Source organism: Pelagibacterium lentulum (genome assembly GCF_003992625.1).
Lineage (GTDB): Bacteria > Pseudomonadota > Alphaproteobacteria > Rhizobiales > Devosiaceae > Pelagibacterium > Pelagibacterium lentulum.
In genome coordinates, this window is sequence record NZ_RZMW01000042.1 from 7501 (window position 1) to 32867 (window position 25367).

Sequence of the window (25367 nt, forward strand, 5' to 3'; positions counted from 1 at the left end):
GATTCTCGCCGCGCGCACGCTGGTGGAAAGCGAGCCGAACTATGCCCAGGTCAGCGCCCGACTGCTTCTCGACAAGTTGCGTCGCGAAGCGCTGAGCTACGTTTTCCGCCGCCCAGAGCAGGCGACCCAGGCGGATATGGCCGCTCGCTACGCCGAATATTTCCCGGCCTATATAAAGACGGGAATTGAAGCGGACATGCTCGACCCCGAACTGGACCGCTTCGATCTTGGGCGAATCGCAGCCGCAATTCGTCCTGAGCGTGACATGCAGTTCCAGTATCTGGGCCTTCAGACCCTTTACGATCGCTATTTCCTCCATGTCGCGAACAAGCGCTACGAGTTGCCGCAAGCCTTCTTCATGCGCGTTGCAATGGGCCTTGCCCTGCGCGAGACCGAGCGCGAAGACCGGGCCATCGAATTCTATAATCTGCTATCAAGCTTCGATTTCATGGCTTCGACACCAACGCTGTTCAACGCCGGTACGCGCCGCCCGCAGCTTTCCTCCTGCTTCCTGACCACAATTGGCGATGATCTTGATGCCATCTTCAAGGGCGTCAAGGACAACGCCTTGCTTGCCAAATATTCCGGCGGTCTGGGCAATGACTGGACGCCGGTGCGCGGGCTTGGCGCTCATATCAAGGGCACCAACGGGCAGAGCCAGGGCGTCGTGCCATTTCTCAAGGTCGCCAATGACACCGCAATCGCCGTCAATCAGGGTGGCAAGCGCAAGGGCGCTGTCTGCGCCTATCTCGAAACATGGCATATCGACATCGAGGAATTTCTCGACCTGCGCAAGAATACTGGCGATGACCGCCGCCGCACCCACGATATGAACACCGCCAACTGGGTTCCCGACCTCTTCATGCAGCGCGTGCAGGAAGACGGCGAATGGACGTTGTTTTCGCCTGACGATGTTCCAACCCTGCACGATCTCTACGGCAAGGCGTTCAAGACCGCCTATGAGCAGGCCGAGACCGACGCGGAAGCCGGGCGCATCAAACTCTATAAAAAGGTCCGCGCGGTCGATCTCTGGCGCAAGATGCTCTCCATGCTGTTCGAAACCGGGCACCCCTGGATCACCTTCAAGGATCCATGCAACCTTCGCTCACCCCAGCAGCATGTTGGGGTGGTGCATTCCTCCAATCTATGCACCGAAATCACCCTCAACACCTCTGCCGATGAAGTGGCCGTCTGCAATCTGGGTTCGGTCAACCTCGTCGCGCATGTTACTGAAAACGGGCTGAACACGGAAAAGCTGGCCAAGACCGTCCGCACCGCCATGCGCATGCTCGATAATGTGGTGGACATCAATTTCTACACTATTCCCGAAGCGCGGCGTTCCAATCTCAAGCACCGTCCGGTCGGGCTTGGCGTGATGGGCTTTCAGGATGCGCTTCAAATGCAATCCATCGCCTATTCATCGGACGCGGCAGTGGAATTTGCCGACATCTCGATGGAAGCGATTTCTTATAACGCCATCTGGGCTTCGACCGAACTGGCCGAGGAGCGCGGACGCTATCAAAGCTTTGATGGCTCGCTCTGGTCGAAAGGCATCCTGCCCATCGATTCTATTGAACACGTTGCCAATGCCAGAGATGGCGTCGATATGGACCGCACCCAGCGCCTGGATTGGGTAGCACTGCGCGAGCGCGTAACAAGCATCGGCATGCGGAACTCCAACTGCCTCGCTATTGCCCCTACGGCGACCATCTCCAACATCTGCGGCGTCAGCCAGTCAATCGAACCCGCCTACCAGAACCTTTACGTCAAAACCAACATGAGTGGCGACTTCACGGTGGTGAATGCGCTGCTGGTCAAAGCCCTCAAGAAGCGCGATCTGTGGGACGAGGTGATGATCTCGGACCTCAAATATTTCGACGGTAGCGTTGGGCAGATCGACCGTATTCCCGACGACCTGAAAACGATCTTTGCAACCGCATTCGAGGTCGATTCCAAATGGCTGATCTCTGCTGCCTCGCGCCGCCAGAAATGGATCGATCAGGCCCAATCTCTCAATCTTTATATAGCGAACCCCTCGGGCAAGGCTTTGGACGCAATCTATAAGCTCGCATGGTCGATGGGCCTCAAGACCACCTACTACTTGCGCGCCCGCGCGGCCACGAGCGTTGAGAAATCGACCCTCAAAGGTACTGACGGCAAGCTCAACGCTGTTTCGCCTGCAGCCATCAATCCCATCCAAGCCATGCGTGCCCGCGCAGAGGCCGAAGCGGGGATGAACGTCTGCGCCATCGACGATCCCGAATGCGAAGCCTGCCAGTAAGAGCAAAGAAGGACACACAATGAGCACTCTCGCTTGGGACGACGCTCCCAATCCATCGCCGTCGGTAAATCCTCTCATGGAATCGGCGGACGCCACCGGCCTTGGCGAAATCGAACGCGGCGCAGCTCGCGTTTCGGTTTCCGACAAGGCGATGATCAACGCCCGCGCCGATGTCAATCAGCTCCTGCCGCTCAAATATAAATGGGCATGGGAGAAATACCTTTCGGGCTGCGCCAACCACTGGATGCCGACCGAAATCTCCATGCAGGCCGACATCGCATTGTGGAAATCGCGCGACGGGCTGACCGAGGACGAGCGCCGTATGCTCAAACGCAATCTGGGGTTCTTTGCAGCTTCGGAAAGCCTTGTCGCCAACAATATTGTGCTGGCCATCTACCGCCACCTCACCAATCCCGAATGCCGCCAGTACCTGTTGCGGCAGGCTTTTGAGGAAGCGGTCCATACCCACACCTTCCAATATATTGTCGAAAGCCTCGGGCTCGACGAGGGCGAACTCTTCAACATGTATCGCGAAGTGCCTTCGATCACCGACAAGGCAGCATGGGCGCTAAAGCACACCCAAAGTCTTGACGATCCCAATTTCCAGACCGGCACGACGGAGGCTGACCAGCACTTCTTGAAAGACCTCGTGGCGTTCTACGTGATCTTTGAGGGCATGTGGTTCTACACCGGCTTTGCGCAAATCCTCTCGCTGGGCCGCCGCAACAAGATGGTCGGTATCGCCGAGCAGTATCAATACATCCTGCGCGACGAGAGCATTCATCTCAATTTCGGCATCGACGTCATCAACCAGATCAAACACGAGAACCCGCATCTGTGGACGCCTCAGTTCCAGAACGAGATTCGCGGTATGCTGAAAGACGCCGCCGAACTTGAAGCAGCCTATGGCCGGGATACAATGCCCAACGGGTTCCTGGGCCTCAACGCGGCGCTGTGCGAGCAATACATGCACTTCATCGCCAACCGTCGCTGTGCCCAACTCGGGCTTGAGCCGGTCTTCCCGCCAGCGGAGAACCCCTTCCCCTGGATGAGCGAGGTCATGGACCTCAAGAAGGAAAAGAACTTCTTTGAAAGCCGTGTCATCGAATATCAGTCGTCAGGCGCTCTGAGCTGGGACTGACCGGAAATCGACTTGAAAAAAGAAAACCGCCACCTTGCACGCAAGGTGGCGGTTTTCTTTTTGCACCTGCGTTTGCCGGAACCGGCTTGCAATGAAGGCTCAAGCGCGTTTATTTATGACTTAAATAGTCATAAATTTATGCCGTGACTGAATCACGCTCGAACGCCCCACGGAATCCATTGCAATGAGACGCTTTCCACCAGCCATTCTTTCGATCCTGTTCTTGGGATTGACAATGCCCCCCGCCTTTTCCCAGTCCGGTGAGATCGCGCTCGATCTCAACGCTCTTGAAACCACCGGCAGCGGTTGCCGCACGACCTTTGTTGGCGAAAACCGGCTTGGCACAGAACTCGAAAAGATCGCCTTTGAAATCGTCCTGTTCAATCAGGATGGATTGGTCATGCGCATGCTCGGGCTCGATTTCGGTGCCATGGCAGAGGGGCGCACCAAGGTCGCGCAATTCACACTACCCGATACACAATGCGACAGCATTGGCCGCGTTTTGATCAACGACATTCAGGCCTGCGATGGTCCTGTCGATCAAGCTGTTTGCTTGCAATCGCTTGTGACCGAAAGCCGGTCCGGCATCACGTTTGGACTTTGACCATGCAGAGTTTTTTCATCCCCCTTGTAGAGCAGGTCAGCGCCATTCTGGCACTTGGCGGCCCTGTGGTTGCCCTTCTTGTGGCGCTCTCCGTGATTGCACTCGCGCTGATCCTTCTCAAATTCTATCAGTTCTGGCGCGCCGGACTTGGGCGTTGGCATGCACCGGAACGGGCGCTCGGTTTATGGCAGTCCGGCCGCAAGGCTGAAGCGATGTCGTTATGCCAAGAGTCCCCTTCGATTATCGCAAGATCGCTCGCTGCAGGCATGGCGCTCCGCACCAGCGGTAAGTTCGACATCGCCAAGATCGAAAGCGAAGTGACCCGCTTTGCCACGGTCGAAATCCACAAACTGCAAAAAGGCTTCAAGGCGCTCGATACCATCGCCCAGATCGCGCCACTCCTCGGCCTTTTCGGCACGGTCCTCGGCATGATCGAAGCCTTCCAGGCCATGCAATCGGCAGGGGCTGCGGTCGATCCATCGGTGCTGGCGGGTGGCATCTGGGTTGCCCTGCTCACAACCGCTGTCGGCCTTGCCGTCGCAATGCCGGTATCGGCAATTCTGACCATGTTGGAATCCTGGGTGGAAAACGAGCGCATGGCGCTTGAGGACACAGCAACCCGCTGGCTCAACGGCGTTGACGGCGGCATTGACGCGCAAGCGGACCATACCACCACCGCGCCCCAGACGCTGACACCGACATATGCGCATTAATGCCGCTCCGCGCAAACGCAGGCCGCTTTCGCTCACATCGCTGATCGATGTGATCTTTCTGCTGTTGCTCTTTTTCATGCTCACCTCGACATTCTCCCGCTATGCCGAAATCCCGGTTTCCGGCGGCCGGGTTGGCAGTTCAGGTGTCGCAGAAACAGCCGGCATCCTGATCAGGATCGATCATCAAGGCGCATGGGAGATCAACGGCGAGCCGATGGAACCCGGCGCCGTTGGAGCGGAACTGCAACGCCTGTCCGATCTGGGCGGCACCTCCGCGATACTTCTGCCCCGTCAGGATGTTTCCACCCAGCAACTGGTCGAAGCGCTTGAGCATCTGCGCCGTGCATCGGCCATTCCCGTCAGCATTGCCCGATAGCCCATGAAGATCGCCCGCCCCACGCCCCGCCGCGCAAGAGAAAACACGATCCCTTTGATCAATGTCGTGTTTCTCATGCTGATCTTTTTCCTTGTTGCAGGGACCATAGCGCCTCCAGTCGATCCCAATGTCGCCCTCGCTGCAACCCAGAAAGCCCCCCAATCCCCACCGCTCGCTGCCTTGCTCCTCGATGCCGAAGGCCAGGCAAGTTGGCATGGCACGCCGATAACCCTTGACGCTTTTGTGCAGAACCATGCACCGCGAGAGGATGAACCCCTCCGGCTCGGCGCTGATCGGGATCTGCCTGCCGATATGCTGATCGATGTGCTGGGTCAGTTGCGCGCGCTCGGCATCGCCGACATCGTTCTTGTCACCGAAAGGCAAGTGTGATGACGCTGCGCGCCTGGACAATTGCCATCACCGCCTCACTGCTTTTGCATCTGTTGCTGGCCGCGTGGTTCACCCCACGCCCGCAAACCATCGAGATTGCCGGTGGTATGGCTGCCGAAGTGTCCATTGTCGGTAATACTTTTGCCGATGCCGTGTCGGCAGGCGCAGTGCCCACGCAGATTGCCGATGCCACAGATGTGACCGCGGAAATAGAGCAGGAAACGTCCACAGCGCTCGCGCCGGAGGCCACGCAAGTCATTCAGCCCGTCGAAATGGAAATCATCGAGGCTGTCGAAACCCAAAGCATCGATCCCGATAGCATCATCGTTGCGCTGGAGAACCAGACAAGCCATGTCGTTGAACGCGAAACCGCGGTTGAACCCATCGTTCGTCGGAATGTCACCGAGGCCGAAACGCTGGAAATCGAAACGCTTGTTCAGCAAGATCGCTCCGATCCGGAGACCGTAGCCAGTGAACAGGTTACCGAAGTGCTTGTGGTCGAGCCCGAGGCGCCGCCAACCCCGCCCGCGCGCCCGGCCGGGCTTGCCGCGCAACCAACACCGCAACCGGTCCGCACCGCAAGTGCCGCTGGCTCGGGTGGCACAGCGCCAAGCGATACCCGTCAGGGCGTGGCCCAGGGCGGGGCAACAGGCAACGCCGCAAGCACCGGCCAGGCAGCAAATAGCCAGGCAGGCAATGCCGCCGTTTCCAATTATCCCGGTCAGGTCGCTGCTGCGCTGGGTCGGGCGCTGCGCTATCCGTCCAACGCACGCGGCGCAACGGGCCAGTCATTAGTGAGTTTTACAGTTGCCGCAAACGGGCAACTGGTCGGCGCTCAGATTCGCGGCAGTTCGGGCAATGCTGTGCTCGATCAGGCCGCCATCGCCACGGTTCAGCGCGCAGCGCCCTTTCCACCCATCCCGCCGGCCGCAGGCCGTAACCAATGGTCGTTCACTCTGCCGCTATCCTTTACGAGATGAACACCTTTCTGGCCGGATCGCTCGCAAGACCTGAACGCAGTGTTCACCCTCGCCCCCTATCGAACCCGTTAGTCCTGTCCTATCTTTGCCGGCATACAAGAAAGCAAACGAGGTTCATCATGCCGCTCGATTTGACAGGACTGCATCATCTGACCGCAATTACCGCCAACGCGCCCGAAAATCTGCGTTTTTACACGCAGATACTCGGCCTGCGTCTGGTCAAGAAAACCGTCAATCAGGACGATACCAGCGCCTATCACCTTTTCTATGGTGACGGGAAAGCCTCACCCGGCTCCGACATTACATTCTTTGACTGGCCAACAGCACCCGAACAGCGCGGCACCCATTCGGTTGTCCGCACGGCATTCCGGGTCGAGGGCGAAGCATCGCTACACTGGTGGAAAGATCATCTTGAGAAAAATGGCGTTAAAACCAGCAGCGTAGCCGAACGGTCTGGCCATATGTCGCTCGACTTTGAAGATCCTGAAGGTCAGCGTCTGCGCCTTGTAAACGACACGCGCGCGGGCGGCGCCAAGCCTTGGTCCAAAAGCCCGGTTCCTGCCGAGCGCCAGATCAAGGGGCTGGGACCGATCACCATGAGCGTGCCCGATCTGCGCCGCAGCGAGCCTGTGCTTGTAGCTGTGATGAACATGCGCAAGGTGCGCACGCACCCGGCCACCGAGGATCAGGGCGAGGTTCATGTCTTTGCTATGGGCGATGGCGGCGCATCTGCTGAACTTCACGTTGCCGTCGAGCCTGATCTGCCTTTTGCTCGCCAGGGCGCGGGCGGCGTTCATCACATTGCATTTCGCACGCCCAACAAGGATGAGTTCGACAAGTGGGTTGCCCGCGCTGCCCAGGCCGGATTGCGCTCCTCAGGCGAAGTCGAACGCTACTACTTCACCTCGCTTTACTTCCGCGAACCCAATGGCATCCTGTTTGAAATCGCTACGGACGGGCCGGGCTTCGATGTTGACGAGCCTATGGAAACGCTAGGCGAAAAACTCGCCTTGCCACCCTTTCTCGAACCCAAGCGCGCCCAGATCGAAGCGGGTCTCAAGCCTCTACACTAAACGGGCGCACAACTCCCTATGTGACGAAAGGCGCGGCAATTTCGGTTGGAATTGCCGCGCCTTAAACGTTAGGAACAATCCAGATTGCTTCAATCGCTAAATTGGTTTGCCAATGCCCCAGGACAAAAAGCCTGATTTTACAAACCGCCTGATTCTCGTTGGCGTGCTCTTGCTTGCCGCCGTCACAATCGCTGGCACCATCATTGCCACCACCAGCGAATGGGGCGTGCAGGAAAGCACACCGGCTCTGGAAGAACCAGAACCGGCAGAGCCAGATACTGATTAGGCGACCATCGCTGCAGGCACCGCTTCAGCGATAAAGCCTCCGCCCAGCACCTGTGCATCCTCGCTGTCGTCGGAATAAAGCACACAGGCCTGACCCGGCGCGATTCCCGCTTCGCCCGCGATCAGCGTCACATAGACCTCGCCGTCGCGCACAAAGATAACGGCTTCCTGCGGGGCACGGGTCGAGCGCACCTTGGCTTCAAGCGCCATGCCATTGCCCGCCACCATTTCGACCAGCGGCTTGGGGCCAAGCCAGTTGATATCGCGCAGCCGCACCGTATGGGTGGATAGCGCCGATTTCGGCCCGACGACAACCTGCTGTGTCCTGGCATCGAGCTTGAGCACATAGAGAGGCTCGCCCGAGGCGATCCCCAGACCGCGCCGCTGGCCGACGGTGTAATGGATGATCCCCTTGTGACGGCCAAGCACCTTGCCATGCTGATCGACAATATCGCCGGGCACTTCCGCTTCGGGCATCAGCTTCTTGATGACATCGGAGTACGACCCCTTGGGCACGAAACAAATGTCCTGGCTGTCGCTCTTTTCGGCAATGGTCAGCCCCATTTCGCGCGCCAGGGCGCGGGTTTCGTCCTTGGTCATATTGCCGAGCGGGAACCGCAGATAATCCAGTTGCCCCGCAGTCGTGGCAAAAAGGAAATAGGTCTGGTCCTTATCACCATCGAGCGGACGCAAAAGCTGGCGCTTGCCATCCACAATCCGCGAGCGGACATAATGCCCGGTCGCCAGACAGTCCGCGCCGAGATCCTTGGCCACTTCCATCAGATCGACGAACTTGACCGACTGGTTGCACGAGACGCAGGGAATGGGCGTTTCCCCCAGCGCGTAACTTTCGGCAAAGGGTTCAATCACCGCCTTGCGGAACCGTTCTTCATAATCGAGCACGTAATGAGGAATGCCCAGCGCAGCCGAAACCCGGCGCGCATCGTGGATGTCCTGCCCCGCACAGCATGAGCCCTTGCGGAAGGTTGCCTCACCATGATCGTAAAGCTGAAGCGTTACCCCGATGACTTCATAGCCCTCGCGGGCCAGCAATCCGGCAACGACTGAAGAATCCACGCCGCCGGACATCGCGACGACGACACGAGTTTCGCCCGGCGCACGGTCGAAACCAAGGGAGTTTACCATTTCTCTCTCATCCGGTTGGGGTCAAGGGCCAGCGGACAAATAGCGGGCGTACAATTCTGCCTGCCACTAAGCAGAGGGCTTTTACGCCTTTTGCATTCGCTCGGCAAGCGCAGGGCAAAATTTGCCGCTTCAGAGGGGCTTTCTTGCCGAATGGCTACAGATCGCTTGCCTTACAGATCGACCAACCAAGAAGCAAGACAATGATATATAACACTTAATTCCGAGAAGCCCAAACTGGCAAGCCATTTGCATTGCGTTGGCGTGAGAACGTCCATTTACGAGTATCCAACTGTGACCAGCGCAATCCAAGTAGGTTCAAAAATTCAGTCAGCTATGGCCGGCCCGGCAAGGGCCGCACAGAGCCACGGCACCGACTTTGCTGATTTGATGAATTTCGTCATGGACAAGAACGGCATTAACGGGGTGCGGACTGTCGCGGCAATTGATCCCTCCCAACTTTCCGCTCTCGGCGCTGGCCCTACCAATCTTGCGGCGTCCAGCCTTGAAGCCATGCTGGCGCAACTGGCCGAAACACTGGCCGGTTTTGCCGCAAACCTTGAAAACGGCGTAGCACCAACCGGCGAACAGCTTGAAGAGCTGGCGGCTCTGCTTGATGACATTGAAGGCCTGCTCGGAGATACGGCCCTTCCCGGCCCCGATCATCCCTTCTTTGGCCAATTGCAGGCCCTGCTTGAGCGGCTCGGGATTGAAACAACACCCGGTGCATCCGGCCCGATTGACGGGCTGAGTGGGCTTGCCAGCAAACTGGCCGGTCAATTGCGCAGTCAGTCGCCAGACATTGCCGGGCAATTGACCGCGCTCGTCAAACAGCTTGATGGCCATGCCGCCCAGATCGAGGCGGAAGCGAAAAACGCAGAACCCGATGCCCAGATGCGCCGCCACCTGATCGCGAGCGAAATCAAGCCCGATGCCAACGCTGCCATTGCCAATGCCGACCAGTCAAAGGGTCTGAAACTGGGTCAGGCTACCGGTGAATCGCGCGCGACCGACGCGGCACAGAACCTGATCGCACCAGCGAATGCCAGCAAACCGCAAGCCACCGGCCCGCAAGCGGACATGGGACAACAGCAAGGCCAGAGCGGTACCAATCCGCTTGCTGCGGCACAAGCCGCATTGGCAGCAGGCGCCAGCGAAAGCGCTGACATGCCCGATGGCCTGACAATTACACCCGGCACGCCAGCGACAAATCTGCAGGCAGCCCTCGGTGCCAAGCAGGCCAATCCGGCCGCCGCGGCCTATGCCCGCCCCGAGCCACAGGTCAACATGCCTTTCGTTGCCGCTGAAATTGCCCGCCATGTTCATAACGGCATCAATCGCTTTGAAATCCGCATGAACCCACCCGAGCTGGGCCGGATCGACGTTCGCATTGAATTCGACCAAAGCGGCAATGTCACAGCTCGGTTGGCCGTGGAAAGAAGTGAAACGCTCGATCTGATGCAGCGCGACCAGCGCGCGTTGGAAAAGGCGTTGGCCGAAGCCGGGCTTGATGGCGAGACCGACCTTGAATTCTCGCTGCAGCAGGACGACGCCAGCGACCACGCCGAGGGCGGCGAATCCAGGGAGTGGCGTGCCGAAGCGGCTGTGCCGCCGAGCGAAGCTGAACAAAATCTGCAGGTTGCGCAATCGCCCACGCTCTATCGTGGCTATGCACGGCTCGATGCAGTCAATCTCTGGGTATAGGAGAGAAAAATGGTCGATGGCGTTTCAGCAACTTCCAGTGCTTCCGGCCTTGCTGGCCAGCGCAAGGGTATCGCCGACAATTTCGATACATTCCTGCAGCTTCTGGTCACCCAGCTCAAGAACCAGAACCCGCTCGAGCCGCTCGATACCAACCAGTTCACCCAACAGCTCGTGCAATTTTCCTCGGTTGAGCAGCAACTCAAGACCAACGAGTTTCTCGAAGCCATGATGATGGCCAACCAGACCGCCGTTAACGGTCACGCTGTGCAATATGTTGGCAAGACAGTCACCGCTTCGGGCGCGACCACGGAGCTTTCGGGCGGTGTTGCGGCTTGGGTTTACAAACTTGATGCCCCTGCACCCAACTCAACAGTCACCATCAAGGATCAAAACGGCAATGTCGTTTATCGCCAGCAGATGTCGCTTGAAGCGGGCGTGGATGAGATCGTTTGGAACGGCATGACCGATTCCGGCAACAAGCTCACAAGTGGCAAGTTCACAATAACAATCGATGCTCGTGATACCGACAACAAATATGTTCCGGTGACGACCGAATTGATGGGCAAGGTTCAGTCTGTCGATCTGAGCGGCTCTGAGCCCTATCTCATCATATCGGGTTTGCGCATCCCGCTTTCGGCCATTACTTCGGTTGGCGCGGATATGCCTTCAGGCGATGAGGAAAAACCCGATCCTATCGACCCTGAACAAGCTGCCGCAGCCTGATTTTCTAGGTAACGACTTCTGATGTGTTGCAAAAATGCTCCCATCCGGGGGCATTTTCTATCATTTTGCTCAACATCTTAACGACCTGTAAGTTTCCCCTTAGCCAATTTTTAAGCCACACACGCTAGTGTGACGACTGGTTATGGTCAGGTTGAGTAGAGAGTAAAATGACCGTACAGATGCGTCCGCGCGTAAAGTATGTGATTGGTCCAGATGGCAGTCCGCTGACCATTGCCGACCTTCCGCCCAGCAATACAAAGCGCTGGGTTATTCGCCGCAAGGCGGAAGTTGTTGCCGCCGTTCGTGGCGGTTTGTTGAGCCTGGAAGAGGCTTGTGAGCGCTATACTTTGAGCGTTGACGAGTTTCTCAACTGGCAGGCCGCAATCGACAAGCATGGTCTTGCCGGATTGCGTACAACTTGGATTCAGCACTACCGGGAAGGTTAACTTTCCTAAACGGTTAAAGCTGGCACTCTGTTTACGCCGGCAAAATTTTCAAAGCCCGTCGCGATTATTCGCGGCGGGCTTTGTGCGTTCCCACTGGCTCACCACTGGAAATACTGGGCATTGCAGACAGCGCCCAAACCAGACACGGCAATTTTTGCCTGCCATTGCATTATGGGACAGTAAGTTAACACCTTGTTTACCATCAGCTAGGCATATTTTGCCCAGTCGGGGCTGAGTTGATTCACAAACACACTTCGACAAGGAGCGCGTCAAGAACTGGACATGGCAGCATCTAAACGATGAGCCGATCCCGGCCCATAAGGGCAATGCGTCTCCGAACGGTCAGTAAGGTCGTACCAGCTCAAGAGGCAAGAGCTGGACCGGTCTGGATAATGTTGAGGTTAGGCGTGAACGACTTGGGGGAACTGCTGCACAAACTGGGTGTCGCTCGCATAGCAGCGATGGCAGTAGTTGCAATAATGCTGCTGGGCTTTTTTGCGTTCTTGATGATCCGCTCAACCACCCCGCAGCTTGCACCACTATATACCGGACTCGAATTTGACGATTCCGCGGCAATCATCTCCGAGCTGGGCACCATGGGCATTCCCCATGAAATCCGCGGCGAAGGCGATACGATCCTGATCCCCCGCGATCAGATCACCTCCGTGCGCATGTCGCTGGCCCAGAACGGCCTGCCTCGCCGGGGCCAGATCGGCTACGAAATTTTTGACCAGCAGAACACTCTGGGCGCAACCAGCTTTGTGCAGAACATCAATCATGTCCGCGCGCTCGAAGGCGAACTGGCGCGCACCATTTCCTCGCTGGCCCGCGTACGCACTGCCCGCGTCCATCTGGTCCTGCCGGAGCGCGAATTGTTCCGGCGCGAACACAAGGAGCCCTCCGCTTCAATCGTGCTTTCGGTGCGCGGTCAGCTTTCCTCCGGCGAAATCCGTTCCGTCCAACACCTTGTGGCCTCTGCCATCGAGGGCCTTTCGCCCAATGGAGTGTCTGTTGTCGATGATAACGGCAATCTGCTGGCATCGGGCCAGAACGGCGATGAGATGAGCGCAACGGCCCAGGCCATGGAGGAACGTGTTCTTGGCGTCGAAAACCGTATGCGTTCCCGCATCGAGGAGTTGCTTGCCAATGTCGTCGGCGCCGGTCGCGCCCGCGTTCAGGTGTCTGCCGAACTCGATCTCAATCGTTCCACGCGCACTTCGGAAATCTTTGACCCGGAGAGCCAGGTTGTTCGCTCGACCCAGATTCGGGAAACCGGTGACCAATCTGAGGGCGCCGGTAATCTTGGCGAGGTGACTGTCGCCAACGAACTGCCCGGCGCCGGCGAGAACAATGCCAATGGCGGCGGCTCAAGCCATTCCTCATCGACCCTCGAAGAAACGCTTAACTACGAGATTTCGCGCACGACGGAAACCGCCGTCACCGAGGCCGGTGCCATCCGGCGCATGTCGGTTGCGGTGGTCGTGGACGGCTCTTACACCTATGACAATGCGGGCAATGCGACCTACCAGCCGCGCAGCCAGGAGGAAATCGATCAGATTTCTGCCCTCGTGCGCTCGGCCATGGGCTATGACGCAGCGCGCGGCGATCAGATAGAAGTCATAAACATGCCGTTTGCTGAACGGCCCGACATCCAGATCGGCACCGCTCAACCCGGCATGTTCGATTTCACCCGCGACGATCTGATGAAATTTGCTGAAATGGCGGTGACGCTTCTGATCGGACTGGCGCTTGTACTCTTCATCATGCGGCCGCTCGTCAAGAAGGTACTGGCCCCCGAAGAACGGCCCCTCGCCCTTCCTCCGGCCGATGTTGTGCCCGAAGAGGTCCTGCCTGACGATACGGCAGCGCTCATCAAGGCCCGCGAAGAAGCCTCGCAGGCCTGGATGGAACAAGCCAAGTCACTGGGCGAACAACAGGTCAAGACACTCAAGATGGTGGGCGAACTGGTTGAAGAAAATCCAAAACAGGCAACGCTGGTCATTCGTGACTGGCTGAACCGGGCGGCATAGAACCTGACATGGCACTTACAGAACCCAAAAACGAAATCGCAAAATCGGACGCACGCACCGGACTGGTGATCGATAACGGCGCGCATCGCGAGCTTTCCAGTGACGAGAAGGCCGCGGCATTGCTTTTGGCGCTTGGTCCCGATTTCGGCAGACCGATCTGGGAAGAACTCGATGAGCTTGAGATCCGCCAGCTGTCGCGCGCCATGGCGCGGCTTGGCCCGATCAGTCAGGAGATGCTCGACCAGCTTATGGCCGAATTCGTCATGTCGGTTTCAACCAACGGCTCGATGTCGGGCACCAGCGATTCAACCGAGCGTCTGCTTCTCTCGTTCCTGCCACAGGACCGGGTCGACCAGATCATGGAAGAAATCCGTGGTCCGGCCGGCCGCAACATCTGGGAAAAATTGTCCAATGTTCAGGAAGACATTCTGGCCAGCTATCTCAAGAACGAATACCCCCAGACCATCGCGGTGGTGCTGACCAAGATTTCACCCGATCACGCAAGCCGCGTTCTCGCTGTTCTGCCGCAGGAAATAGCGATGGATGTTGTCCAGCGCATGCTCTCGATCGATCCGGTGCAAAAGGAAATTCTTGAAAAGATCGAAGCCACGCTGCGCACCGAATTCATGTCGACCCTTAGCCATACCCAGCGCCGCGACAGCCATGAGCAGATGGCCGACATTTTCAACGCTTTCGATCGCCAGACCGAAGCACGTTTCATGACATCGCTCGAAGACATCAACCGCGAAAGCGCCGAGCGCATCAAATCGCTGATGTTCACCTTCGACGACCTGACCCGCCTGCTGCCTGCCGCGATCCAGACCCTGCTCCAGCATGTGGACAAGAAGGACCTCGCCATGGCGCTCAAGGGCGCATCGGACGAAGCCAAAGAGTTCTTTTACAGCAACATGTCCCAGCGTGCTTCTGCGCTCATGCGCGACGATATGGAGGCCATGGGTGCTGTTCGGCTGAAGGACGTTGATGATGCTCAGAGCCGTCTGGTGAACACCGCCAAGGATCTTGCCGCGCGCGGTGAAATCATCATCAGCAAGGGCAAGGCCGATGAGGAGATGATTCTGTGAGTGCTGCACCGGCCCGCTTCACCTTCGATCTCGATCTTGCGGCCCCGCAGCGCAAAATGCGCTCGATCCCCGAGGACGAGGTCAACCTGATGCTCGCCCACGCGCGGGCATCCAGTTACAACGATGGCCTGCGCGACGGGCAGTCCTCCATTGAGGCGCGCGCCGCCGATACTCTGGCCGAATCTGCCAATCAGTTGATGGACAAGCTCGGCGATACCGTCGAAACGCTGGCGCGTCGCCAGCGGCAATATCTTGAGGATGCGGTAACGCTTTCCGCCACCATCGCCCGCAAGCTCGCCGCCCATCTGGTTGCCCGTCAGCCGGCAGCGGAAATGACCGCACTGATCGAAGAATGCATGACGTCGCTCGATCATGCCCCGCATCTGGTCATCCGTTGCCATCCCGAATTATGCGACGCCATGAAAGACGCTGCGGAAGCCCACATGACATCGACCGGCTTTACCGGCAGGCTTGTCGTTATGGGCGACCCCGAAATTCACCTGGGCGATGGACGCCTGGAATGGGTCGATGGCGGATTGGTCCGCGACATCAATACCATTTCCGATGAAATCAATGCGCGCATCGCGGCCTATCTCGCCGCCCATGATGCAAAGACAGAGTAAGGAGCTGAGCAATGGCCGATAGCGATGACGATATCGCAACCTCCTCGGACAACGTAACCTTCGAGGAAATGCTCGCGGATACCGAGAACGAGGACATGGCGTCCGGTGAACGCAGCGCGGACGATCTTGAAGCGGTTTTTGACGTTCCCGTCCGCCTGTCGGTCGTTCTCGGTCGCACCAAGATGCCGGTTTCCAATCTCCTGAAGATGGATGTTGGCTCGGTGGTTGAACTGGACCGGCAGGTGGGTGAAGCGGTCGACATCTATGTAAACGACCGTATCGTCGCCCGCGGCGAAATCGTGCTGGTCGATGGGCGCCTGGGTGTCACCATGACCGAAATCATCAAAGCCGGATAATCGAGGAGGTATCGAACTATGCGCTTACTCATTATCGGAGCCCTTGAAGGACAGCTCAGCCAAGCCAGCAAGATGGCCATGGATGGCGGAGCCAAGGTTGCTCATGCCTCCACAATCGACATCGGGCTTGCGACCTTGCGATCGGGCAAAGGTGCCGATCTTCTGTTGGTTGATGTGATGGTGGACATCCCGGCCCTTATTGCCGGCCTTGAAGCAGAACGCATCCATATCCCCGTGGTCGCCTGCGGCACCGAAACCAACGCCGCCGCAGCCGTCAATGCCATCCGGGCAGGCGCCAAGGAATATATCCCGCTTCCGCCCGATGCTGAACTGATCGCCGCCGTGATCGCTGCGGTTGCCAAGGAATCCTCAGACTTTCTCTACCGCGATCCGGCTATGGCCAATGTCGTCCGGCTTGCCGATCAGATCGCTGGATCCGATGCCTCGGTTCTGATCACCGGCGAAAGCGGCACCGGCAAGGAAGTGATGGCCAAATATCTTCACGCCCGTTCCCGCCGTGCCTCCAAACCCTTCATTTCCATCAACTGCGCCGCCATCCCCGAACACTTGCTCGAATCGGAACTGTTCGGACACGAAAAGGGTGCTTTTACCGGCGCTGTTGCCCGCCGCGTCGGAAAATTCGAGGAAGCCAATGGCGGCACGCTACTGCTCGATGAAATCTCGGAAATGGATTTCCGCCTGCAATCCAAGTTGCTCCGCGCTATTCAGGAACGCCTGATCGACCGCGTTGGCGGCAGCCGCCCGGTCCCGGTCGACATCCGCATCCTGGCCACCTCCAACCGCGATCTGGCTCTGGAAGTGCGCGAAAACCGTTTCCGCGAAGATTTGCTGTTCCGGCTCAATGTCGTCAATCTCAAGTTGCCGCCTCTACGCGAACGCCCCGGCGATATCGCAGCTTTGGCCGATCACTTCGTTGCCAAATATTCTGCCGCCAACGGCCTGCCCCAGCGTGTGCTCTCCCCCGCCGCACGGGAAGAGCTATTGCGCGCGCCCTGGAAGGGCAATGTCCGCGAGCTTGAGAACACTTTGCATCGCGCGGTGCTTTTATCTTCCGGCAACGTCATCGAAAGCGACGCGATCCGCATGCCCGATGGCACCGGCCTTTCCGATGTCGTCCAAAGCCATTCTCTCGCCAGCCAAGTGCGCGAAGCCGCCGATGCCGCCTCAAGAACGCTTGTGGGTCGCACGGTGGCAGATGTGGAACGGGACCTGATTCTCGATACGCTCAACCACTGCATCGGCAATCGAACGCAAGCGGCCAACATCCTTGGCATCTCGATAAGAACCTTGCGCAATAAGCTCCACCAATATGCCGATGAGGGGGTGGCAATTCCCGCTCCCGGCGAGCAACGCACTAGCGCGGCATGACAATCACGGCGCCGCACCCGAGCCCGATTGGTTCTCTCCACCGTGTGGAGAAAGGCCAGTCCTCTGGTGCGGCGCCCCATAAGAACACTTCCAACGAGACGTCAGACCAACCCATGAGTGACACGACGCCTAACGCCGCCCCACCCTCCATGGGCTTCGGCAAAATCAATGAGTTTTTCGATATCATTCGCCAGTCCAATGCCGGGCTGGCGATTGGCGTTGTAATCATCCTGTCGGTCTTGATCCTGCCCATGCCGCCGGTCCTTCTGGACATCATGCTGGCCTGCTCGATCGTCTTTTCCGTCATGATCCTGATGACGGCGCTCTTTATTCAGACGCCTCTGGAATTCTCGGCTTTCCCGACCGTTCTGCTGGTTTCTGCCATGTTACGGTTGGCGCTTAATCTCGCCTCTACCCGCCTCATTCTCGCCGATGGCCACACTGGAACGGCTGCGGCAGGCAATGTTATCGAAGCCTTTGGCAATTTCGTCACGCGCGGCAATTTCATCATCGGCGTAATCGTGTTTGCCATCCTGCTGATCGTCAATTTCATCGTCATCACCAAGGGGTCGGGTCGCATCGCGGAAGTTGCCGCGCGCTTCAATCTCGACGCCATGCCCGGCAAGCAGATGGCGATCGACGCAGACCTTTCGGCGGGCCTGATCGATGAAAGCCAGGCTAAAGAGCGCCGCCAGAAGCTGGAAGACGAAAGCTCGTTCTTCGGCGCCATGGACGGCGCATCCAAATTCGTCCGCGGCGACGCGATTGCTGGCCTGCTCATTACCTTTATCAACGTGATTGCCGGTATCATCATCGGCACGGCCCAGATGGGCCTCACCCTTGGCGATGCTGCCAACAATTACACGCTTCTGACCATCGGCGATGGTCTGGTCAGCCAGATACCGGCACTGATCGTTTCAACCGCTGCCGGTATTCTGGTTTCCAAGGCAGGCGTCACTGGGTCTGCCAACAAGGCCCTAACCACCCAGTTCACCGGCTACCCCATCGCGCTTGGCATGAGTTCAGGCGTCATGTTCCTGATGGCTCTGGTTCCCGGTATGCCGATGCTTCCCTTCGTTACGCTGGGCAGCGCCGTTGGCTATCTGGCCTGGTCCACAAGCCGCAAGCGCAAAGTTGCCGCAAAGCAAGCTCAGGCGCAGGCCGAAACGCAAGAGTTTGCAAAGGCGTCTGCGCCCGCCGAAATCCCGATTGCCGATAGCCTCAAGATGGATGAGCTCAAGCTCGAACTGGGCTATGGGCTTTTGGGTCTGGTCAAGGAGGACGATTCTGGGACCGACCGCCTTACCGAGCAGATAAAGGCGTTGCGTCGTCAGCTTGCAACCGAATTGGGCTTTGTGATGCCCGCGGTGCGTATTCTGGACAACATGCAGCTCGAACCCAATGCCTATAAGGTCAAGATCAAGGAAGTGGTTTCCGGTGAAGGCGAAGTCCATGCCAACCTGCTCATGGTCATGGACCCGATGGGCAATGACATCAAGCTGCCGGGCCAGCACACGGTAGAGCCGACATTTGGCCTCCCCGCCACCTGGATCGATACCGCTCTGCGCGATGAAGCGGAAGTGCAAGGCCTGACAATCGTCGACCCGTCAACCGTCATTTCGACCCATTTGACCGAAGTGCTCAAGGCCAACACCGCGGACCTTCTCAGCTACGCCAATGTGCAGTCGCTGCTCAACGGGCTGGACAAGGATCAACAGAAACTGGTCGAGGACATCGTGCCTTCGCTTATCTCGGTCTCGGGCATTCAGCGCGTTCTGCAAGGCCTGCTTTCCGAACGTATTTCGATCCGCGACCTTCCGACCATTCTCGAAGGCATTGCTGAAATCGCAGGCACGGCCCGCACCACGGCCCAGATGACCGAGCATGTCCGCTCGCGGCTTGCGCGTCAGATCTGCGCCGCCAATCTCTCCCATGACGGCACTTTGCCGCTTCTGACGCTCTCGCCCAACTGGGAGCGCGATTTTGCGGAAGCCATGATTGGCGAGGGGGACGACAAGCATCTGGCCATGGCACCCTCCAAGCTCCAGCAATTCATCTCGGGCATCCAGGGCGCATATGAAAGTGCCGCTCAGTTGGGGGAAATCCCTGTCCTCATCACATCGCCCCAGATTCGGCCCCATGTCCGCTCGATCGTCGAACGCTTCCGGCCTCAGACTGTGGTGATGAGCCAGAACGAGGTTCACCCAAGGGTGAGACTCCGCACGGTGGGCACGGTATAACCAGAACCGCAAAAGGGCCCGAGCAATGCTCCGGCCCTTTTTCTTTCCTCATCCCGTCAGGTCGCTATCGCACGTGCATATCACGCAACGCGACCAGGCGGTCTGAAACCGGTCCTGCCGTATCGGCCGGGCCATGCTCGAGTTCTTCGGGATCGAAACTGCCATCGGAGAACTTCAGAACCTTGTCGAACAGGCTTTCACTCAGATCCTCCTCTTCGGCCGCGTCTTCTTGATAGACCAGCGCCGATACCCCTGCCGCGATTTGCCCGAGTTTGGTACGCAAGGCCTGATGATGTTGGGAATTTTCCGCATCGCGCGCCTCGGCTTCGAGCGCCAGCACCTGCGTCTTGAGCGCATCGAGCCGTTCGGCACTCGAAAGATCTTCCGCCAGATGCCGCGCGCTAGAGCCCGCTCCGGTGCCATTTACCGGCTCGCCGCTGGCATCCGCCAGAAGAGCATTGAGGCGGCTCTCTGCACTTGAAATGCGTGTTTCGGCCTGATGCAGGGCAACTCGTGCCCCGCTTTGTGGATCGTCATTGGCGGCAAGCGTATCGCGCAACAGCGCGATGGCCTCGTCCTTGATCGATCCCTTTTTCCTCTTTTCGAGCCTGGCCAGCAGCATACGCGCCTGTTCCTCCAGAAACGCGTTGCGTTGCCGTTCAATGGACAGCGCCGTCAGAAGGTCCTCGACATCGGCGCGATAGTCCCCCGAAAGCTGCTCGGCGCTTACCGGCTCTGGTTTCTCTCCTGAATGGATCGGCAGAACATAGCCCTCGTCACTCTGGCGCACACGCGCGGCCAGTGCCGCGCTGTCGCGTTCGAGATCGCGAATACGGGCGACAAGTTCCTGCTCGCGCACCTGCAGGGCGCCGATTGCATCATATTGCTCGTCGCGCTCGGCTTTGAGCGCATCCATTTCCGCCCCATTGGCATCGATCAGCGAAACCAGCGAGGACAGTTTCTCACGCAACATGTCATTACGGATTTCGAGCTTGCGGATTTCAACGGCGTGGACTGCACGCAACTTGTCTTTATCGGCGCGGAATTCATTGAGAGTTACCGGTGTCGCCGCTTCGATGCGCCGCTTGGTCAGTCTGACCGCGCGATTCCATACTGCTGTCCCGACCACCATTCCGATCAGGCCAGCGCCGAAGAACCCGAGCGCAAAGAACATTATGTTTTCGACGACCATTTACCTCTCCCCAAATGGGGTAACGCAACAAACCCGGCAAGACACTGACCGATTTACAACACCTTAACCTTAGCGCAAATGCTTCTCTGTCGTCATCCTAACCCTTCTAGAAGCCTTAATGCGGCAAAATCGGAACACAATTGCGTGGGTTAAGATCGAAAGGGCCCAGAATCGCTGGCCTCCGCGCGATGCGCAGAGGCCATACACATTCGTTCGAGCGCGTGGCAAGCGCTGCCCGCATATTGATCTGGATTAGAAGGGGTTCCAGGTGGGCTCCTGAGTGAATTTCAGATAGCCGACCGATACGCCAGCCCGAATACCCACGCCCGAGCTGATCGGCACGATATAGATGTCGTTGCGTCGCAGCGCCGTCATACCAAGTCCGCCGACCGCATAGATCGAGCCATCGACCCCCGGATAGCGATCATAAAGCGTATCGACAGAGGGCAGATTATAGACGAGCATCATGACCCGGCTGCCATCACCGCCGAAGTTCAGGCCCAGGCTTGGCCCCTGCCAGAAAACATTGTGACTGCCCGCGTTGCGTGTATGCAGTACGCCTTCACCGAAACGCGCGCCCGCAAACAGCGCACCGGACCCTTCTTGCCCGAGAATATAGCCATTTGGCTGGCCATACTCGGCAAAGCTGCGCTCGATAAGCGATGCCAGGCCCTGTGCAACGCTGCCGAAGAACTGGTGGCCTGCGTTGAGGATTTCATCGGAAGAATATGTGTCTGAAAGTGAGCCCCCCTGCTGCGCATTCGCGGCGCCCGGTGCGACCATCAGCGAAACAGCCAGCACGACGGCCATGAAAAGGCGATTGACCATGGAATTAGCTCCTATTCCGCCTGTTGCAATTTTTGCCCATTTTCAGCTGCGATTAACGAAGACCCAACCGGCCTTGCTTAAGATCGCAACCATCGACTCATAGCGGCTCATAACGGCAATCATGCGGCAAATAAGTAAACAAATCTTAACCCTTACAATTCCTTACCACATTTTTCTAATGCTAGTGTTTGTATTGGCGGCAATTGTGCCGGCCAATGCTCAGCATCAGTCTGTGGTAACCGACCCGCTGACCGGGGTGGCTTTGTCAGGATATGACCCGGTTGCCTATTTCACCGACAATGAGGCACGGCCTGGCGATGCGTCCAACGAAGTCGTCTGGCAGGGGGCCTCATGGTACTTCGCTTCCGAAGCCAACCGTGACGCCTTCCTTTCCGCGCCCGAGATCTACGCCCCGCGATTTGGCGGTCACTGCGCCATGTCCATGAGCCGCGGTTATCTTTCCGACGGAAATCCAACAATCTTTCTGATCTTTGAAAATCATCTGCTGTTGTTTTATTCCGTTGGCAACCGCGAGGCCTTCAGCGCCAATCCGAACATTGCGCTTGTCCGTGGGCAGGGGCAATGGGATCTGCTGCCTTCCTATGCCAATGACCGTCTCAGCGTCCCCGATACTCTTGAGGATGAAGAGCAGCACGGGCCCGCACCGGGAGACGCCTGATGCTTTCTGGGGCAAACCCCGCGTCATTTTGCAAGATTCGTTGTGTCCTTCCCGTCAGCCTGTAAAGTGCTGCAGAAATGATTCTGCGTATTGAGCAAAAGGACTTCTCCCATGACCAGCGTTATTGAACTGGAAGCCGCCGATCTTGCGGCAATGCTGTGTTCGCGGGTTTGCCACGATCTGATCAATCCAGTCGGCGCCATTGGTAACGGGCTCGAAGTCCTTGCCGACCCCTCCCAGAGTGAAATGGCTGATTTTGCCAAGGAACTTATCGAAAACTCGACGCGCCAGGCCCGCGCCAAGCTCGAATTTGCACGCCTTGCCTTCGGCGCGTCCTCGACCCAGGGCACCGACATCGACACACGCGAAGCCGAGCGGGTGGCCCAGCTTCTCATGGCTGGCGAGAAAGCGGATCTCGAATGGAAAATCGAACCAGTCCTTTTGCCCAAGAACAAGGTCAAGCTGTTGCTCAACATGCTGCTCATCGTCATCGGCGGCGTCCCGCGCGGCGGCACTGTAACAGTGGAGCTGACAGGTGAAAGCACCAATCCGGGCCTGACGGTCAGCGCCACCGGCCCTAAGACCCTCGTGCCCGATGCTGTGCCGGGCCTGATCTCTGGCGCTCCGTCCGAAGGTTCTGTGGATGCACGCGGCATCCAGCCCTTTTATACCGGCCTTCTGGCCCGTATCAGCAACATGGGCGTCAATATCGGCATTGATGGCGACATCTTGCGCTTTACCGCCGATCCTTTGCCCACAACCATCGACTGATAAGCGTTTCGCTAACCATTACGGTTTACACTTTTTTGCAGAAGAAGCGGGCACTAAGTCCCCGTTCTTTGCGCATGGCCGTATTTTGGGGAGCAAAGCCATGAAGTCGTGTTTGATCGTCGATGATTCGAGCGTGATCCGAAAGGTTGCACGCCGGATACTTGAAGATATGGACTTCATTGTCGATGAAGCCGAAGATGGACAGGAAGCCATCGACAAATGCGCGCGCGAAATGCCGGACGTCATATTCCTTGACTGGCAAATGCCGATCATGAGCGGGATCGAATTTCTCAAGGCTCTACGCGGTTACAATGGCGGCGATAAGCCCAAGGTCGTGTTCTGCACAACCGAGCGTGACATCGGCCAGATCGCCATGGCCCGCAAGGCCGGGGCTAACGATCATATGCTCAAGCCGTTCGATCAGGCGATGCTGGAAGAAAAGTTTCAGCCCTTTGTATGACTGACATGCCCCTGTCGTACTTTTTGCGGGGTATCCTTAAGGTTTGAGAGCATCCGCCACACGATCAGCTTGTGGAACGGATAGACAAGGAACAGGTACATCCGCCCGAACAGATTGTGCGGATGCACCCATGTGCTGACAGCAACATGATTGGCAGGATTGCGGGTCCTGAGCACGGACACGCGAAAATCGACATGCCAGTCATCGGTGCCGAAAGTGACTTCCTCGTCACTGACATATTCCACCGCGAACATGCCCTCGTAGCGCCCGGACATGATGTCCTCGCGCGTCGGCGGTGCAAATCCATGCTCGTCCCCGGTCTTCAGACCGAATGGGCGCACCAGCATATTGCGCACACCAAGAAGAACCATCACCCAGCGGGGCATGGCAAAAACCGTCATGATGGCCAAATCCGCCGCCGACAGGGTTGGGTCGGGGCATCTGGCAATCTGATGATCGAGAAAGTCGCCTTCCTGATAGTGGTGCATCAAGGCGCCACTTTGCGGGTAATAAAATGATCTGGCCACCAGCAGGGCTCCGGCTCACTTTTTTCAATTCTCCTGATCCTATTGCTACACTTGAAAAGTGCACCATGTCTCAATGTCGCAGCCCCCGGACAAGGTCTGAGATCGCGGCCGGCGATTGTTAACGCCCGGCACAAGCCATTGAGTCCGCAGCCAATAGTTCAGGACCTAGCGCATAATGTCGCAAGGGCCCTGACCTCGACCTGCAAAAAGCCGTGATCCCCGATGAATAGCGTTTCAAATTGGACTATACTGCTCGTTGACTTGAATAAACCGGCCCGACCTGGCCGCCGGACAGGTCAGGCTCCCGCTGGAGTGCTTCCAGACGCGCGGGGAAACGGAACACGATTTCAGGAATCGGTTTCGCTCCGGGCCGAGCGAATTGCCAAGGGTAGAAGCGCTCTGAAACAAGGACTTGGAGATCGTTCAGCGTTTCGCGAAAACCTTGAACGGCTCCAGGCAAAACGTCTCGGGAGGCACCTGTGAGCACGACCATGAGCACCAAATCCACCCCTAAATCTGCCGATCAGGTGCGACCCATTACCTTTGCCGACATCGCCGACGCCTTGAAGAAGGGTGCGGCCGATTTCTGGGCCCGCCCTTCTCACTACATCTTTCTCGTTCTGATCTATCCGATTGTCGGCATTATTCTGGCGGTCTGGACATCGGGTGGAGAACTCTTTGCCCTGCTCTATCCGCTTGCAACAGGCTTCGCCCTGCTTGGTCCTATCGCTGCTATCGGCCTTTATGAAATCAGCCGCCGGCGCGAACAGGGGCTCGACGATCACCCTCGCCATGCCTTCAAGGTTTTGCGCTCCCCGGCTCTCAAATCCATTTTACTTGTCGCGCTGCTGCTGGTTGCCTGCTTTGTTGGCTGGTTGCTGGCTGCCGGCGCGCTCTATCAACATTATTTCCGGGTCGATGCCCCCACCACGCTCACCGCGCTGATTCAGGAAACGCTGACCACCTCGCGTGGCTGGGGTTTGCTTATGTGGGGCAACCTGATCGGTCTGTGCTTTGCGCTTTTTGTCCTGGCCACAACGGTTATCGCCTTCCCTTATCTTGTCGATCGCGGTGGCGGTGCAGGCCGTGCAATTGGCATTTCGTTGCGCGCTGTTATGACGAGCCCGGCCCAATTCATAGGTTGGGGGATTGTCGTCGCCGCGCTCCTGTTGCTTGGCTCGATCCCGTTTTTTGTCGGGCTTGCAATCGTCCTGCCCATATTGGGCCATGCCACTTGGCATCTTTATCGAAAGACGGTTGCATAAGCATGCAAAAAACCCGCTGGCACGAGGCTAGCGGGTTTTGCTTATTCAGCGATGCTGAAAGCGGCT

The 25367-nt window shown here is 57.8% G+C and carries 27 protein-coding genes (1 of these 27 running past the window's edge); 23 read left to right on the forward strand and 4 right to left on the reverse strand.

The window, feature by feature from the left end:
• From EO133_RS16045 to EO133_RS20310, 10 genes are all read left to right on the forward strand, one after another.
• A protein-coding gene (locus EO133_RS16045) for a ribonucleoside-diphosphate reductase subunit alpha (RefSeq protein ID WP_127073671.1) crosses the window boundary here: on the forward strand, positions 1–2281 show its 3' portion. It extends 593 nt beyond the left edge of the window; only the last 2281 of its 2874 coding nucleotides appear in the window; its start codon lies beyond the left edge, outside the window; its stop codon occupies positions 2279–2281.
• Positions 2282–2357: 76 nt separating this feature from the next.
• Complete coding sequence (locus EO133_RS16050) at positions 2358–3422, forward strand: ribonucleotide-diphosphate reductase subunit beta (RefSeq protein WP_127073827.1); 1065 nt, start codon at positions 2358–2360, stop codon at positions 3420–3422.
• A gap of 12 nt (positions 3423–3434) precedes the next feature.
• A complete protein-coding gene (locus EO133_RS20705; protein ID WP_280516133.1) occupies positions 3435–3569 on the forward strand; it encodes a hypothetical protein in 135 nt (44 codons plus the stop codon).
• A 37-nt stretch (positions 3570–3606) separates the two neighbouring features.
• On the forward strand, positions 3607–4026 hold the full coding sequence (locus tag EO133_RS16055; protein WP_127073672.1) for a hypothetical protein: 420 nt from the start codon (positions 3607–3609) through the stop codon (positions 4024–4026).
• A gap of 2 nt (positions 4027–4028) precedes the next feature.
• Positions 4029–4739 (forward strand): MotA/TolQ/ExbB proton channel family protein, encoded by a 711-nt coding sequence (locus tag EO133_RS16060; RefSeq protein ID WP_127073673.1) that lies wholly within the window; start codon positions 4029–4031, stop codon positions 4737–4739.
• Complete coding sequence (locus tag EO133_RS16065) at positions 4729–5115, forward strand: ExbD/TolR family protein (RefSeq protein ID WP_127073674.1); 387 nt, start codon at positions 4729–4731, stop codon at positions 5113–5115. Before EO133_RS16060 ends, EO133_RS16065 begins: the two co-directional genes overlap by 11 nt.
• A 3-nt stretch (positions 5116–5118) precedes the next feature.
• Positions 5119–5505, forward strand: a complete 387-nt coding sequence (locus EO133_RS16070; RefSeq protein ID WP_127073675.1) for an ExbD/TolR family protein — start codon at positions 5119–5121, stop codon at positions 5503–5505.
• Entirely contained in the window at positions 5505–6485 is a 981-nt protein-coding gene (locus tag EO133_RS16075) for an energy transducer TonB family protein (protein WP_127073676.1), read from the forward strand. The genes EO133_RS16070 and EO133_RS16075 overlap by 1 nt, the downstream gene beginning before the upstream one ends.
• A 119-nt stretch (positions 6486–6604) precedes the next feature.
• Positions 6605–7558, forward strand: coding sequence for a ring-cleaving dioxygenase (locus EO133_RS16080; RefSeq protein ID WP_127073677.1), 954 nt, complete (start codon positions 6605–6607; stop codon positions 7556–7558).
• A 112-nt stretch (positions 7559–7670) separates the two neighbouring features.
• On the forward strand, positions 7671–7844 hold the full coding sequence (locus EO133_RS20310) for a hypothetical protein (protein WP_164735050.1): 174 nt from the start codon (positions 7671–7673) through the stop codon (positions 7842–7844).
• Here EO133_RS20310 and mnmA read toward each other — a convergent pair.
• Positions 7841–8989 (reverse strand): tRNA 2-thiouridine(34) synthase MnmA, encoded by a 1149-nt coding sequence (mnmA, locus tag EO133_RS16085; protein WP_127073678.1) that lies wholly within the window; start codon positions 8987–8989, stop codon positions 7841–7843. The genes EO133_RS20310 and mnmA overlap by 4 nt on opposite strands.
• Positions 8990–9280: 291 nt before the next feature.
• Between mnmA and EO133_RS16090 the strand changes: the two genes are divergently transcribed.
• The 9 genes from EO133_RS16090 to flhA all read left to right on the forward strand — a co-directional run bounded on the left by EO133_RS16090 (position 9281) and on the right by flhA (position 19579).
• Positions 9281–10690: a flagellar hook-length control protein FliK gene (locus EO133_RS16090; RefSeq protein ID WP_164735051.1), complete on the forward strand. Its 1410-nt coding sequence runs from the start codon at positions 9281–9283 to the stop codon at positions 10688–10690.
• Between the two features lie 9 nt (positions 10691–10699).
• Positions 10700–11413 (forward strand): flagellar hook assembly protein FlgD, encoded by a 714-nt coding sequence (locus EO133_RS16095; protein WP_127073680.1) that lies wholly within the window; start codon positions 10700–10702, stop codon positions 11411–11413.
• A gap of 167 nt (positions 11414–11580) precedes the next feature.
• Positions 11581–11859, forward strand: coding sequence for a CtrA inhibitor SciP (gene sciP / locus EO133_RS16100; RefSeq protein WP_116654789.1), 279 nt, complete (start codon positions 11581–11583; stop codon positions 11857–11859).
• Positions 11860–12266: 407 nt separating this feature from the next.
• Positions 12267–13889: a flagellar basal-body MS-ring/collar protein FliF gene (gene fliF / locus EO133_RS16105; RefSeq protein ID WP_127073681.1), complete on the forward strand. Its 1623-nt coding sequence runs from the start codon at positions 12267–12269 to the stop codon at positions 13887–13889.
• An 8-nt stretch (positions 13890–13897) separates the two neighbouring features.
• Entirely contained in the window at positions 13898–14971 is a 1074-nt protein-coding gene (gene fliG / locus EO133_RS16110; protein ID WP_127073682.1) for a flagellar motor switch protein FliG, read from the forward strand.
• A complete protein-coding gene (locus EO133_RS16115; RefSeq protein ID WP_127073683.1) occupies positions 14968–15594 on the forward strand; it encodes a FliH/SctL family protein in 627 nt (208 codons plus the stop codon). Before fliG ends, EO133_RS16115 begins: the two co-directional genes overlap by 4 nt.
• 68 nt (positions 15595–15662) lie before the next feature.
• Complete coding sequence (gene fliN, locus EO133_RS16120; protein ID WP_244640854.1) at positions 15663–15950, forward strand: flagellar motor switch protein FliN; 288 nt, start codon at positions 15663–15665, stop codon at positions 15948–15950.
• A gap of 18 nt (positions 15951–15968) precedes the next feature.
• Positions 15969–17339 carry a sigma-54-dependent transcriptional regulator FlbD gene (gene flbD / locus EO133_RS16125; RefSeq protein WP_127073685.1) on the forward strand — a complete coding sequence of 457 codons (1371 nt, stop codon included), beginning with the start codon at positions 15969–15971 and terminating at the stop codon, positions 17337–17339.
• A gap of 113 nt (positions 17340–17452) precedes the next feature.
• Positions 17453–19579: a flagellar biosynthesis protein FlhA gene (flhA, locus tag EO133_RS16130; protein ID WP_127073686.1), complete on the forward strand. Its 2127-nt coding sequence runs from the start codon at positions 17453–17455 to the stop codon at positions 19577–19579.
• Between the two features lie 64 nt (positions 19580–19643).
• On the opposite strand, the gene EO133_RS16135 is transcribed toward flhA, so the two are convergent.
• Positions 19644–20771: a coiled-coil domain-containing protein gene (locus EO133_RS16135; RefSeq protein ID WP_127073687.1), complete on the reverse strand. Its 1128-nt coding sequence runs from the start codon at positions 20769–20771 to the stop codon at positions 19644–19646.
• A gap of 252 nt (positions 20772–21023) precedes the next feature.
• Positions 21024–21599: a DUF1134 domain-containing protein gene (locus EO133_RS16140; protein ID WP_127073688.1), complete on the reverse strand. Its 576-nt coding sequence runs from the start codon at positions 21597–21599 to the stop codon at positions 21024–21026.
• A 205-nt stretch (positions 21600–21804) separates the two neighbouring features.
• Here EO133_RS16140 and EO133_RS16145 point away from each other — a divergent pair, with 205 nt between their 5' ends.
• From EO133_RS16145 to EO133_RS16155, 3 genes are all read left to right on the forward strand, one after another.
• Entirely contained in the window at positions 21805–22278 is a 474-nt protein-coding gene (locus EO133_RS16145) for a YHS domain-containing (seleno)protein (RefSeq protein WP_164735052.1), read from the forward strand.
• 111 nt (positions 22279–22389) lie between these two features.
• The gene (gene chpT / locus EO133_RS16150) at positions 22390–23049 is read left to right on the forward strand and encodes a histidine phosphotransferase ChpT (RefSeq protein WP_127073690.1); all 660 of its coding nucleotides are present in this window, start codon (positions 22390–22392) and stop codon (positions 23047–23049) included.
• Positions 23050–23149: 100 nt separating this feature from the next.
• Entirely contained in the window at positions 23150–23509 is a 360-nt protein-coding gene (locus tag EO133_RS16155) for a response regulator (RefSeq protein WP_127073691.1), read from the forward strand.
• On the opposite strand, the gene EO133_RS16160 is transcribed toward EO133_RS16155, so the two are convergent.
• Positions 23494–24036, reverse strand: a complete 543-nt coding sequence (locus EO133_RS16160) for a DUF2867 domain-containing protein (protein WP_127073692.1) — start codon at positions 24034–24036, stop codon at positions 23494–23496. The genes EO133_RS16155 and EO133_RS16160 overlap by 16 nt on opposite strands.
• A 491-nt stretch (positions 24037–24527) precedes the next feature.
• Here EO133_RS16160 and EO133_RS16165 point away from each other — a divergent pair, with 491 nt between their 5' ends.
• Entirely contained in the window at positions 24528–25301 is a 774-nt protein-coding gene (locus EO133_RS16165) for a DUF2189 domain-containing protein (protein ID WP_127073693.1), read from the forward strand.
• Positions 25302–25367 lie beyond the last annotated feature (66 nt).

What these genes read in the sequence shown, in the direction of transcription:
- EO133_RS16050 (WP_127073827.1), top strand. Translation starts at nt 2,358, where the DNA reads ATGGAATCGGCGGACGCCACCGGCCTTGGCGAAATCGAACGCGGCGCA.
- EO133_RS16055 (WP_127073672.1), top strand. Translation starts at nt 3,607, where the DNA reads ATGAGACGCTTTCCACCAGCCATTCTTTCGATCCTGTTCTTGGGATTG.
- EO133_RS16060 (WP_127073673.1), top strand. Translation starts at nt 4,029, where the DNA reads ATGCAGAGTTTTTTCATCCCCCTTGTAGAGCAGGTCAGCGCCATTCTG.
- EO133_RS16065 (WP_127073674.1), top strand. Translation starts at nt 4,729, where the DNA reads ATGCGCATTAATGCCGCTCCGCGCAAACGCAGGCCGCTTTCGCTCACA.
- EO133_RS16070 (WP_127073675.1), top strand. Translation starts at nt 5,119, where the DNA reads ATGAAGATCGCCCGCCCCACGCCCCGCCGCGCAAGAGAAAACACGATC.
- EO133_RS16075 (WP_127073676.1), top strand. Translation starts at nt 5,505, where the DNA reads ATGACGCTGCGCGCCTGGACAATTGCCATCACCGCCTCACTGCTTTTG.
- EO133_RS16080 (WP_127073677.1), top strand. Translation starts at nt 6,605, where the DNA reads ATGCCGCTCGATTTGACAGGACTGCATCATCTGACCGCAATTACCGCC.
- EO133_RS20310 (WP_164735050.1), top strand. Translation starts at nt 7,671, where the DNA reads ATGCCCCAGGACAAAAAGCCTGATTTTACAAACCGCCTGATTCTCGTT.
- mnmA (WP_127073678.1), bottom strand. Translation starts at nt 8,989, where the DNA reads ATGGTAAACTCCCTTGGTTTCGACCGTGCGCCGGGCGAAACTCGTGTC.
- EO133_RS16095 (WP_127073680.1), top strand. Translation starts at nt 10,700, where the DNA reads ATGGTCGATGGCGTTTCAGCAACTTCCAGTGCTTCCGGCCTTGCTGGC.
- sciP (WP_116654789.1), top strand. Translation starts at nt 11,581, where the DNA reads ATGACCGTACAGATGCGTCCGCGCGTAAAGTATGTGATTGGTCCAGAT.
- fliG (WP_127073682.1), top strand. Translation starts at nt 13,898, where the DNA reads ATGGCACTTACAGAACCCAAAAACGAAATCGCAAAATCGGACGCACGC.
- fliN (WP_244640854.1), top strand. Translation starts at nt 15,663, where the DNA reads ATGCTCGCGGATACCGAGAACGAGGACATGGCGTCCGGTGAACGCAGC.
- flbD (WP_127073685.1), top strand. Translation starts at nt 15,969, where the DNA reads ATGCGCTTACTCATTATCGGAGCCCTTGAAGGACAGCTCAGCCAAGCC.
- flhA (WP_127073686.1), top strand. Translation starts at nt 17,453, where the DNA reads ATGAGTGACACGACGCCTAACGCCGCCCCACCCTCCATGGGCTTCGGC.
- EO133_RS16135 (WP_127073687.1), bottom strand. Translation starts at nt 20,771, where the DNA reads ATGGTCGTCGAAAACATAATGTTCTTTGCGCTCGGGTTCTTCGGCGCT.
- EO133_RS16140 (WP_127073688.1), bottom strand. Translation starts at nt 21,599, where the DNA reads ATGGTCAATCGCCTTTTCATGGCCGTCGTGCTGGCTGTTTCGCTGATG.
- chpT (WP_127073690.1), top strand. Translation starts at nt 22,390, where the DNA reads ATGACCAGCGTTATTGAACTGGAAGCCGCCGATCTTGCGGCAATGCTG.
- EO133_RS16155 (WP_127073691.1), top strand. Translation starts at nt 23,150, where the DNA reads ATGAAGTCGTGTTTGATCGTCGATGATTCGAGCGTGATCCGAAAGGTT.
- EO133_RS16165 (WP_127073693.1), top strand. Translation starts at nt 24,528, where the DNA reads ATGAGCACCAAATCCACCCCTAAATCTGCCGATCAGGTGCGACCCATT.